The organism is Flavobacterium sp. (genome assembly GCF_965262375.1).
Classification (GTDB): Bacteria; Bacteroidota; Bacteroidia; order Flavobacteriales; family Flavobacteriaceae; genus Flavobacterium.
The window spans coordinates 2,545,141-2,557,385 of sequence record NZ_OZ253527.1; the positions used below are offsets into that span (position 1 = coordinate 2,545,141).

8 protein-coding genes are annotated in these 12,245 nt (G+C 30.8%); 3 read left to right on the forward strand and 5 right to left on the reverse strand.

What is annotated here, in order from left to right; translation table 11 throughout:
* Positions 1 to 21: 21 nt before the first annotated feature.
* From ACQY29_RS11655 to ACQY29_RS11670, 4 genes are all read right to left on the reverse strand, one after another.
* Positions 22 to 642 carry an L-threonylcarbamoyladenylate synthase gene (locus tag ACQY29_RS11655; RefSeq protein WP_428225352.1) on the reverse strand — a complete coding sequence of 207 codons (621 nt, stop codon included), beginning with the start codon at positions 640 to 642 and terminating at the stop codon, positions 22 to 24.
* Between the two features lie 84 nt (positions 643 to 726).
* Positions 727 to 1,074, reverse strand: a complete 348-nt coding sequence (locus tag ACQY29_RS11660) for a TfoX/Sxy family protein (protein WP_428225353.1) — start codon at positions 1,072 to 1,074, stop codon at positions 727 to 729.
* Between the two features lie 4 nt (positions 1,075 to 1,078).
* On the reverse strand, positions 1,079 to 2,197 hold the full coding sequence (locus ACQY29_RS11665) for a hypothetical protein (RefSeq protein WP_428225354.1): 1,119 nt from the start codon (positions 2,195 to 2,197) through the stop codon (positions 1,079 to 1,081).
* Between the two features lie 101 nt (positions 2,198 to 2,298).
* Positions 2,299 to 4,632, reverse strand: a complete 2,334-nt coding sequence (locus ACQY29_RS11670; RefSeq protein ID WP_428225355.1) for an ATP-dependent helicase — start codon at positions 4,630 to 4,632, stop codon at positions 2,299 to 2,301.
* 169 nt (positions 4,633 to 4,801) lie between these two features.
* Here ACQY29_RS11670 and ACQY29_RS11675 point away from each other — a divergent pair, with 169 nt between their 5' ends.
* A complete protein-coding gene (locus tag ACQY29_RS11675) occupies positions 4,802 to 5,323 on the forward strand; it encodes a hypothetical protein (RefSeq protein WP_428225356.1) in 522 nt (173 codons plus the stop codon).
* An 88-nt stretch (positions 5,324 to 5,411) separates the two neighbouring features.
* On the opposite strand, the gene ACQY29_RS11680 is transcribed toward ACQY29_RS11675, so the two are convergent.
* On the reverse strand, positions 5,412 to 6,767 hold the full coding sequence (locus ACQY29_RS11680) for a thioredoxin-like domain-containing protein (protein WP_428225358.1): 1,356 nt from the start codon (positions 6,765 to 6,767) through the stop codon (positions 5,412 to 5,414).
* A gap of 196 nt (positions 6,768 to 6,963) precedes the next feature.
* Between ACQY29_RS11680 and ACQY29_RS11685 the strand changes: the two genes are divergently transcribed.
* Positions 6,964 to 8,178 (forward strand): glycosyltransferase, encoded by a 1,215-nt coding sequence (locus ACQY29_RS11685; protein WP_428225359.1) that lies wholly within the window; start codon positions 6,964 to 6,966, stop codon positions 8,176 to 8,178.
* 115 nt (positions 8,179 to 8,293) lie between these two features.
* Positions 8,294 to 12,235, forward strand: a complete 3,942-nt coding sequence (locus ACQY29_RS11690) for a PAS domain S-box protein (RefSeq protein ID WP_428225360.1) — start codon at positions 8,294 to 8,296, stop codon at positions 12,233 to 12,235.
* Positions 12,236 to 12,245 lie beyond the last annotated feature (10 nt).

Consider the following 12,245-nt stretch of genomic DNA (forward strand, 5'->3'; position numbering starts at 1 on the left):
ATTTTCCTTTAAAAATAAACTTTACAAAACATCCAAACTCCCCTTCCCTTCTCTGATTACTTCTGGCTCATCCCCTGATAAATCAATAATTGTGGAAGCATGATTATCACCATAGCCTCCATCAATAACCACATCGACTATATTCTGCCATTTCTCAAAAATTAATTCTGGATCGGTGGAATATTCTAAAATTTCATCATCATCATGAATGGAGGTGGAAACAATGGGATTTCCAAGACGTTTTACAATTTCTATGGCTATTACATTATCGGGAACACGAATTCCTACGGTGGTTCTTTTTTTGAATTCTTTAGGCAAATTATTATTTCCAGGCAAAATAAAAGTATAAGGCCCAGGCAAGGCTCTTTTAAGAATTTTAAAAGTAGAGGTATCAATTTGCTTGATGTAATCCGAAATATGACTTAAATCGCTACATACAAATGAAAAATTAGCTTTTTCTAACTTCACTCCTTTAATCTTCGCAATACGTTCTAAGGCTTTGGTATTAGTAATATCACAACCTAATCCATATACGGTATCCGTTGGATAAATAATTAATCCGCCATCTTTTAAAGCTTTTACTACTTTAGCTATTTCTTTTTCGTTGGGGTTTTCGGGGTAAATTTTGATGAATTGCGCCATTCTTTTAAATTTAGAAATTAGAAATAAGAATTTAGAAAAAAAACTAATTACTTATCACTTTTTACTTTTTACTTTTCACTAAAGTTACTTCTTTTTCTTACTTTTCACAACACCTTTTTCGGCAAATTCTAATCCATATTGCAACCATCTATCCAATTGAGTATGGGTTTGAAACACTTCTGGGTCAATAAATAAAAAGCCTTTCATGATTTTGCCTGTAAAATTCATAGGACTAACGCCGTTTTCTTGCAATAAGCCTTCATAATGTTCCTCTAGTACTCGAAGCATGAGTTGGTCATCAACAATTCCAACACACATTTTATCGTTAATCATACAACCATAGCCACCAAACATTTTTTTGGATTCAAAAACAATCCCTTGCTCTAAGAGCCGTTTTTCTATAGTGATGGCTAAAGTTTCGTTGTACGACATATAATTATTGAACTTTTTTTAAATGCATTTGTAGCGTATCCTTATAAAACACCATATTCCATTCCATAGAATCATTTTTAAATTTACGAATATTTACGGGAATAGTATCTGGCGTTTCAAGATTTTTTTCATACGAAATAACGCGCAAAGCATCCGTATTTTTATCATAATCATACTTCATATAAATAGAAACATCATCATCATATTTCCATGGATTAGCCGTAAATAATAAATTACCTCTTTCTTCAAAATAGATAGTTTTCCAAGCTAATGTATCTTTTTGCCAAGCATTAGTATCAATATTTTTCCCGTTTCGTTGCAACTTTTCAACTTTCCACTTGCCAAAATATTTTGAAGAAGCGTAGACCTTATTTTTATATTGCGTCAGAAATACTATCGGGAGAATCAAACATATAATTCTAGCTACATTTCTAAAACTTTTTGTACCAACAGAGGCTAAATCCGTATTAAAATTTTTAAATAAACTTATAATCTCGTCTTTCCTTTGAAATAACAAATACGACAACCCTAAAACCATAGTTAAAGCCGTAAAAGTGGTAATTGGACCTATTCCATAAAAAATATTAATCAAAAGAATATTAAACATAACCGGTAACAACATAGAAATACCAATTAAAATAGTTTTTCGATAAAGCAATAAATAACTACCTACAATCTGGAAAAAAGCAATAACTACCGAAATACCGAAAGAATAACTGTAATAAATCCATGTTAATTGTTGACCACTTAACAGCCCCGCAGGCGTATCACTTGCACTAAAAGAAGGCGCAAAATTGATTCCCATTAATTTTTCAAATCCAAAGATTGAAATATGTAACGCCAACCAAAAACGTAAAAGTGAGGTTAAAAAAATATGTCTTTGTTCAGAATTGAAGCTCCCTCTTTTTTCCTTTAAATGCCAATAGATGGAAAATCCAATAGAAAAAAGTATAGCCACAGCAATGGCTATAAGTCCAAAAGGTAGAATAAACTTAGACCAAGTGAAGGGCAACAACGGCATTACGATGAACAGAATCACATTTACAATACCTACAATAGATAAAAAACTAATAGAAAGTTTTGTAAACCAATTCGATTTAGCTAAAATTTGGTTTGAAATCATAAAAGTTTGGTTAAAATTTGTTAATACTTTAAAATATCAACAAATTTTATGCCATTTTTAACAAGAAAATACACAAACCCTCTATTTAGGACTATTAAAAATTATCCAATCACGTTCAACTTTGCAAATCGTAACAACAGTTTTTTGATTCCTCCTACATCAAAACGGATTTCAGCTTTTCTATCGGCTCCAGCGCCTTCTAAATTAAGAACTTCTCCCTTACCAAAACGTTCATGCATCACAACATCACCCACGTTTACTTTGGTTTCAACACCACTACTAAAAGTAACACTTGAGGTAGTCATGGGTTTCAAACGACGTATATTTGCTTCCGGCTTGGGGTCTTGCTCGGTAATATATTTGGGCGGTGTACCAGCCACAGGTTTTGACAAACGTAGTTTAGATTTATCTACATCCCCGAAAATATCAGCATTGATAGTCGGTTTGTATTTATAATTAGTTTCTACCGGTGTTAAAAACTCTAAAAAGTTATCGCCTATTTCTTCAATAAAACGAGAAGGTTCACCATCTACCAATTTCCCCCAGCGGTAACGCGATTGGGCATAGGTTAAATACGCCTGATGCTCTGCTCTGGTTAATGCCACATAAAACAAACGTCGTTCTTCTTCGAGTTCGCTACGTGTATTCAAACTCATAGCACTTGGAAACAAATCTTCTTCCATTCCCACGATAAAAACGGTTGGAAACTCTAATCCTTTAGCCAAATGAATGGTCATCAATGCTACACGGTCATCATCTCCAGTATCATTATCTAAGTCAGTGGCAAGAGCTACGTCTTCTAAAAATTCAGATAAAGAACCACGAGCCCCATCTACTTCCTGTTGACCTTCGGTAAAATCCTTGATACCATTGAGTAATTCTTCAATATTTTCAATTTTAGCAATACCTTCAGGAGTACCATCTTTTTTCAATTCTTGAACTAAACCCGTTTTTTTGGTCACATGGTCAGTCAAATAAAAAGCATCTTGATTTTCATTAATGACTTGAAAACTCTTTATCAATGTTACAAAATCATTAATACGCTGTTTAGTACCAGAATTCAGTTTTAAATCAATCTTATCTACATGTTCCATCACTTCAAAAATGGAACGTTTGTAATAATTAGCCGCAACGGTTAGTTTTTCCACAGTAGTATCCCCTATGCCTCGTGCTGGATAATTAATCACACGCACTAAAGCTTCTTCATCTTTCGGATTTATAACCAATCGTAAATACGCCAAGACATCTTTAATTTCCTTGCGCTGATAAAAAGATAAACCGCCATAAATACGATACGGAATATCACGTTTACGCAAAGCATCCTCCATGGCGCGCGATTGCGCATTGGTACGATACAAAATAGCAAAATCTCCGTTTTTCATTTGCTTTTGCATCTTCGTTTCAAAAATGGTTGAGGCTACAAAACGTCCTTCTTCTCCATCTGTCAAACTACGATGCACACGAATTTTTGGGCCATCCTCATTAGCTGTCCAAACCACTTTTTCAAGTTTGGTTTTGTTGTTGTCAATAACGTTGTTAGCCGCTTCTACAATATTTTTAGACGAACGATAGTTCTGTTCCAAACGATACATTTGTACGTTATCGTAATCTTTTTGGAAATTCAAAATATTATTAATGTTGGCACCACGGAAAGCATAAATACTTTGCGCATCATCACCCACCACACATATATTCTGAAATCTATCCGATAACGCACGCACAATCAAGTATTGCGAATGGTTGGTATCTTGATACTCATCAACCAAAATATAACGAAAACGGTCTTGATATTTCATCAAAACATCGGGAAAACGCGTTAGAAGTTCATTGGTTTTTAACAATAAATCGTCAAAATCCATAGCCCCACTTTTGAAACAACGTTCTACATAATTTTGATAAATTTCTCCAATACGAGGCTTTTTACTCATAGCATCAGCCTCTTGCAATTCAGGATTATTGAAATACGCTTTTACTGTAATCAAACTATTTTTGTACTGTGAAATCCGACTTAAAACCTGTTTGGGTTTATAAATATCCTTATCCAATTGCATTTCTTTGATAATTTGACCTATCAAACGTGCGGAATCTTGCGAGTCATAAATTGTAAAATTAGAAGGATACCCTAATTTTTCCGATTCGATACGTAAAATTTTAGCAAAAATAGAGTGAAAGGTTCCCATCCAAAGGTTTTTAGCTTCATTATTCCCCACAATATCCGCAATACGCACTTTCATTTCACGTGCTGCTTTATTGGTAAAGGTTAAGGCTAAAATATTAAACGCATCCACACCTTGGTGCATTAAATTAGCAATACGAACCGTCAGTACACGTGTTTTTCCAGAACCCGCACCTGCAATAACAATCATCGCTCCATCTTTCTGAAGTACAGGCGCACGTTGCGCATCATTTAACTTAGCAATTATATCCTGAATCATAGTCAAAAACAAAAAGCCAAAATTACGCCACCAAAAATTGGATTACAATTATTTTTTTGAGTTTATTTGTATTCAACTTTTTGTTTCAAGTTTCAAGTTCAATGTTTCAAGTTATGATTCATTAACTTTAAACTTTTAAACCTTAAACTTTGAACTTTGAACTAATAGAATGGATACAACAAAATTATTTGAAATTGCTGCGTATACCCTACCTTCTTTAATTACGGGTGGTGTAGCTTATTATTTATTTACTGCATACTTTAAAGACCAACAACATACTCGCAATTGGGTGTTGCAAAAAGAAAATCAAAAAGAGGCTTTACCTCTAAAATTGCAAGCTTACGAACGCATGGCTTTATTTTTAGAACGTATTAATCCTAACAAATTGGTTTTGCGCGTGGCACCGATGAGTGAAGACAAAAAGCTTTATGAAGTTTTTTTAGTAGAGCATATCGAACAAGAATTAGAACATAATATCACCCAACAAATCTATCTTTCTGATGATTGTTGGAAAGTAATTACTACGGCAAAAAACACTATTATTCAAAACATTCGTAAAAATGCCTTACGCGAAGATGTAAAAAATGCGGAGGCTTTAAGAGAAGCTATTTTGGTACAATTAAGCGCACAGGAATCGCCTACCGATGTGGCTTTAGCTTATTTGAAAAAAGAAGTTACACAAATGATCTAACAAAATGAGATTGTATTTAGCGTACAATCTCATTTTTCTTTTTATTTAAAACAATAAAATTTATTAGCTTTTAGTAGAACTATCAGATTTAGTCTAAGTAATCTTCAAAATTCCCATTAAAAAGGTTTATAAATGCATTTCTTACAGTACCATCTGCATTTAACAACATACACCTGTGGATTTTAGTAATCACCCACTCTTTTTTAATTTGTTCAAAATTGGTGGCGTGCAATTCTGGAATATTGAAATTATAATGACTCATAGTCGTTTTCCAATCATTAGGACAAGAATCAATATTAACAGCGACAAAATTTAAATCGGGATGTCTTTTCTTCAAATCTTTCACTCTTTTATGAGCGAGCTCTAAATGTGATTTGGCTTCTGAACTCCAAAAAAATACGACTGTTTTTTGCTTATTTGTAGGTATTTTTTTAATTTTTGTTCCATCTATTTTTTCCAGGTCAACATCAGGAAGTGTGCTACTCTTTGCTAATTTTTGTATCGAATTAGCTATAGATCGTATTTTTTCTTTGCTTTCCTTATCAGTTGATAATTTATAATATTCTGTTAAAAAAGCTTTATTGTTTTCAGTATTTTGATCTTCTAAAAGATACATAAAAGCGACATTGTGCAGTACTGTGTTTTTTATATCTCTATTTGAAAAAATAGAATCAGTTACTTTAAGTTTGTCAATATTATTTTTAACAATCAAAGCATCTTCTTTACTTTTACATGTAATATTATTGAGCATAGAGGTTAAATATCCAACAAAAGGTGCAAAATGAGTTAGTTTTTCATTATTAAAATCAATTTGCTTTCTAAAATCATAATAATCTTTAGGTAAAATTTTACAAACATCTTTATTCGTTCTGAATTGATGTACCATAGGGTATAACTCCTTTTTTGCAAAATAAGGAAAATCTAACATGGATTTAGCATAGACATCAAAATCATCATCCCAATCTATTTGATTTCTTTTTTTGTCATAAAAGCTTTTTTTATTTTTAAATTCTGAATCAATTTTTGTTTCAAATTTTTTCAAATCGTAATCGTAAATGTCAAAATTTTCATTTTTTTCCGCTTCATTCTTTAAAAATAACTCAATTAAGAAATTGTTTTTTTCATCTCCTCTACCACAAAAAGTTAGAGAATTATCAAATTCGTAAGTGTTCAAACGAATCATTAAACTATCACCTTTATCAAAATACACATATTGATATTCCGGTTCATGACGAAAAGTGTACATACCAGGAGTTAAGGTATCATATTTTTGCAAAAAACGATTGTTATTATCTAATTCAATAGTATCAATAATTTTTTCACCTTTACAGAGATAAACAAATTTCGAATTAGGGTTGATAATCTCGCCACCAAAATAGGCTGCATCACTTGAAGAATGCAACATATCACCACAAGATACAGTGATAAATGATGACGATGTCATAAATAAGAAGAGTATTTTTTTATAATAGGCAATCATTATATGGTATTTACAATAAGCAAATATATTTTTATATATTAAAAGTTGCTGTTAACAGACAGTTAAAGTTATTTCTTACTATAAAATAAGAAAGTTCAAATAAAATTAAAAAGATTTATAAAGTCTTTAAAATAAATATTTTTAATTTGTAAAAAAAACCTTGAAAACAGTTTTATTTATCGGTTTAGTATTTCCTGAACCTAATTCTTCAGCAGCGGGTACACGAATTATTCAATTGATCCATTTGTTTCAAGCTCAAAATTATAAAGTACTATTCGCTTCAAGTGCACAAAAATCAGACTTCACTTTCGATTTAGCCTCAATTGATGTAGAAACAATTGCAATTGAATTAAATAATTCTAGTTTTGATGACTATATAAAACAAGCTAACCCTAATATCGTTGTTTTTGATCGCTTCATAGCAGAGGAACAATTTGGCTGGCGCGTAGCTGAATCTTGCCCTAATGCTATCCGAATTCTTGATACCGAGGATTTACATTGCTTGCGATATGCACGCCAAAAGGCAGTAAAAAAATCAGAGGATTTCCAAATGGCTGATTTACTCAACGAACCTTCATCCTTTAGAGAAATAGCAAGTATCTATAGATGCGATTTAACTTTAATGATTTCTGATTTTGAAATGACTGTTTTGACTGATTTTTTTAAAATTGATTCAAAATTATTGTGCTATTTACCGCTTTTTTATGAAGCAAAAAATGATGTAATCCCTTATGATGATAGAAAAGATTTTGTTTTTATTGGAAACTTTATTCATGATCCCAATTATGATGCTGTATTGCAATTAAAAAACCTATGGAAATCGATAAAAAAACAGCTACCTGACACTGAATTGCATATTTATGGCGCCTATCCGTCTGCAAAAGTGTTTCAACTGCATAATGAAAATGAAGGATTTTTGATTAAAGGACGCGCAAAAGACGCCTATGAAGTCATAGAAAATGCAAAAGTTTTGCTGGCACCTTTGCGTTTTGGGGCAGGTATAAAAGGCAAATTATTAGAAGCTATGGTTGTAGGCACCCCTTCAGTGACTACCGCAAATGGTCAAGAAGGAATAGCAACCACGCACTGGAATGGAAGCGTAACAAACCAAATGAATGAATTTGTTACTAATGCTATTGAAATTTATACAAACAAAACTCTTTGGGAACAATGCCAAAAAATAGGTTTCGAAATATTAAAGCATAAATTTGAGAAATCACTCTACTCACTCGATTTTTCAAAGAAAATTAGCTTATTGAGCCAGAATTTACTCATACATAGAAAAAATAATTTTATAGGTAATTTACTGTATCAGAATCAGTTTGCAAGTCAAAAATTTATGTCAAAATGGATTGAAGAAAAAAACAAATTATAAAATATCACAATTGATAGATTTTTTCATAAATTTATTCAGAACTAAATATTTTTAGCACCAGATATTGTTACCCTTGATTAAGACATATAATTTTTTAGAAATTCAAATTTTTAAAATGATACATTTTAACGAATGGTGGCATTTCGTTTTAATTTTGATTTGTACATTTGGGTTATTCTTTTATGGCTATAAAAAGATCTCTCTAGTTAATAAAGAAATTATACATGATTATTCTGAAATTGAAAATACTACCGAACAATACCGTTTTTTTTTCTTATTTGTAGGTATAGCATTGGGTGTTTTTGAACTACTTTACACCTATTTAGGTTTAATGCACTATTTCAATTTTCGAATTAACTACTTATTTTCAAGTGTATTAATAGCTATTTTCATCTTTAGTTTTATTTCAGAATTAATTAAAAATAATTTAGATAAAATTTTTAGCACTTTATTCCTTTTGTATTATTTAAGTGTAATTATGCGCTTAATCAATATACATCCTCATTCTACTGCGCCATTTGATTTTGTTATTATCCTTTTTTTCTCGTATCATTCATTTACAAAACTTCGAAATTATTGGATTTTTATTTTACTAAATTACTTTGTAATCAGCTGTTTGTTTATTACACATCATCTCGATAAATCGCTTTTTTTAGCATTAAATTATTGTTGCTTTATTGCTTCATTAATTAATCATGCACGCTATTTAGTACGAACTAATGCCACTGAAAATTTCCTTTTTGCGGACAATGTCGTGAACAAAGGAAATTCTCTAGTTTTAGGAGTCAACAAAGAGGGCGAAGTTATTTATTGTTCAAAAACAATAACACAAATATTAGGATATACTCCTGAGGAAGTATTAGGAAGTAATTTTTGGATATTAACACAAGATTCTGAATTTACCATTGATAATTATGAAATAAACTCACAATTATACATACGAAAATTAAAGACAAAGGACGGTTCGCATCGTTATATACAATGGAAAGATTCAAAATATTCTGAGGATATTTATGTAGGTATTGGTCAAGATGTTACAGGGCAATATAATTTTGAACAGTTGTATCAAAATTTAATTGAATCAGCCAATGATATCATTTATGAAACCGATAGAGAAGGTAATTTTACTTTTGTGAATTCTTATGCTAAAAACATTTTTAATTTAACTAACGAACAAGTCATTGGTAGAAATTTCGTTGCCTTTATACGCAATGATTTCCAATATACCGTTTTAAATTTTTATAGAAATCAATTGTTAGAGCGTGAAAGCGTTTCATCTATTGAATTTCCTGTTGTAAATGGTGATATGGAAATATGGGTATCTCAAAAAGTATCTGTAAAACGAAATGCAGAAAACAAACTTATTGGGTTTTCAGCTATAGCTAGAGATGTTACTTTGATAAAAAAATTAGAAAAAGAACAAAATACACGACAAAAAAAGAACGAATCGTTTAATAAAATCATTAATTCTTTAGCCACATTATCTTATAAAGCCAATGAAAAATTTGAAGATCGAATTCAATTAATTTTAAAAACAGTTTCTAATGGATCATCCATTGACCGAATCAGTTATTGGGAATATGATGCCGATAGTTTGAAATGTTTTTCAATGTATCTTTTAGATCAAAATGAATTTAAAGGCAAAGGATTAATTACTTACAGAGATGAAAGACCTAAATACTTTGAAAATTTAGGAAAAGAGCAGCTAATTGTCGCTACAGATGTTTTTCAAAACGAATATACCTCAGAGTTTGTAAAAGATTATTTTGTACAAGGTAAAATTTTATCAATGCTCAACATTCCCGTTTTTATAAATGGTAAATTTCATTCTTTATTAAGTTTTGAAACTACAAAAATGAAACGCGAATGGGACAATGACGATATCAATTTTGCACGATCTATTGCTGATGTTGTGGCCTTAGCTATAGAAACATTTCGAAGAAGAGCTACAGAGGAAAAATTAGAATCACGTACAAAAATTTTAACCGCAATAGCAGTTTCTACTGAAAAACTTTTAAAAAATAACAATCTAGATCAATTATTTGAGGAAATATTTTCCATAGTTGGTACGGCCACTAATATTGACCGTATTTATTATTTTGAGAATGATGAACATAACAAAACTTTTACTCAAAAAAATGAATGGGTTCAAAACAATATTACACCTCAAATTGCTAATGCACAATTGCAAAATATGGATCATGATAAAAACTTAATTTATTATGAAGTCTTAAGCCAGAAAAAAGTTTTCAAAAGAAGAACTTCGGAAATTAGCGATCCATACATTTTAGAACGATTAAATTCGCAAGGAATTCTATCAATCTTACTCTTCCCTATTTTTATCAATGGTGTTTTTAGAGGTTTTTTAGGCTTTGACGATTGTACTTTAGATAGAGATTGGACTGAAGAGGAAATTAGTATTTTGCAAATTCTTGCTAATAATGTTTCCATAACTATTGAACGTATTGAAAATCTGAATTTAATTGAAGAAAGTCAAAACCAATTTAAGCTTTTAGCTGATAATATTCCTGGAGTCGTTTTTCTTTCTAAAGACGATGAAAAATTTACTAAAATATACATTAACGACAAAGTTGAAGCCTTAACAGGCTATACTAAAGAAGAATTTTTAGAAGGCAAGGTTTTTCTTATCGATTTAGTGCACAAAAAAGATAAACCACTAGTAATAAGCGAAAATAATAAGGCCTTTGGCAACAATATTCCTTTTCAATTAATTTACAGAATAAAGAAAAAAACAGGTGAATATGTTTGGATAGAAGAATTTAGCGATACCGTTATCAGAGACGGTAAAGTAGCCTATATAGGAGGAATACTAGTAGATGTTACGGAGAAAAAAATTATTGAAAAAGAAATAAAAGCAAGACAATTTGCGGAAGCTTCAAACAAAGCTAAATCCGAATTTTTAGCTAATATGAGCCATGAAATAAGAACCCCTTTAAACGCAATTATTGGTTTTTCTGGTTTGTTAAAAGAAACTACTTTAGATACTACACAAAATGAATATTTATCAACAGTGAATCAATCGGCTAAAATTCTTTTAGAGGTGGTTAACGATATACTCGATTTTTCAAAAATTGAAACCGGAAAACTTGAACTTGAATTTAAAAAGACCAACTTATTTGATTTAGCCAATCAACTAATTGAAATGATTCGTTTTGATGCTGAAAAGAAAAATATAGGGTTAACTTTTAATTTTGATTCTCAAATCCCTAAACATGTAGCCCTTGACCCACTACGTGTTAAACAAATTTTGTTAAATTTACTTTCTAATGCGGTAAAATTTACAAATATTGGTCAAGTGGAGCTAAAAATACAATTACTAGCTTGTGAATCAAACATGGCTAAAATTAAGTTTTCAGTATTAGATAGTGGTATTGGTATCAAAAAAGATAATCAACAAAAAATATTTGAACCTTTTTCACAAGAAGATAATTCAACCACTCGAAAATATGGTGGTACTGGTTTAGGATTAGCTATTTCAAACAATATGCTACAACTAATGGGTACTAAATTAGAATTAGAAAGTGAATACGGCAAAGGGAGCAATTTTAATTTTGTGTTAGACTTGAATTATTTTGTAAATTCAAATGAAATTCAGTCTGAAGAAATAGAAGAAATAGATATTACTTATGAAAACATCTCGCAATCTATAGAAAATTTAGTGGAAAAGTCGTTCAAAATATTAATCGTTGAAGACAATCGTATTAATATGATGTTAGCCCGAACATTATTAAAAAAATTATTACCTAAAGTAATGGTATTTGAAGCAGAAAATGGCATTTTGGGAGTTGAAAAATTCAAAGAACATCAACCTGATTTAATTCTTTTAGATGTCCAAATGCCCATTATGAACGGGTATGAAGCAGTACAAGAAATTAGAAAAGAAAATAAGCTAGTTCCCATTATTGCCTTAACCGCAGGTACTATTCAAGGTGAAAAAGAAAAGTGTATTGAAGCAGGAATGAACGATTATATTTCTAAACCTATAGATAAAGAATTGTTTGAAGAAAGTTTGATAAAATGGTTGTCTAAAATTTAAAAAAAAACTC

Coding starts and splice junctions, on each gene's coding strand:
- ACQY29_RS11655 (WP_428225352.1), bottom strand. CDS start 642: ATGGCGCAATTCATCAAAATTTACCCCGAAAACCCCAACGAAAAAGAA.
- ACQY29_RS11660 (WP_428225353.1), bottom strand. CDS start 1,074: ATGTCGTACAACGAAACTTTAGCCATCACTATAGAAAAACGGCTCTTA.
- ACQY29_RS11665 (WP_428225354.1), bottom strand. CDS start 2,197: ATGATTTCAAACCAAATTTTAGCTAAATCGAATTGGTTTACAAAACTT.
- ACQY29_RS11670 (WP_428225355.1), bottom strand. CDS start 4,632: ATGATTCAGGATATAATTGCTAAGTTAAATGATGCGCAACGTGCGCCT.
- ACQY29_RS11675 (WP_428225356.1), top strand. CDS start 4,802: ATGGATACAACAAAATTATTTGAAATTGCTGCGTATACCCTACCTTCT.
- ACQY29_RS11680 (WP_428225358.1), bottom strand. CDS start 6,767: ATGACATCGTCATCATTTATCACTGTATCTTGTGGTGATATGTTGCAT.
- ACQY29_RS11690 (WP_428225360.1), top strand. CDS start 8,294: ATGATACATTTTAACGAATGGTGGCATTTCGTTTTAATTTTGATTTGT.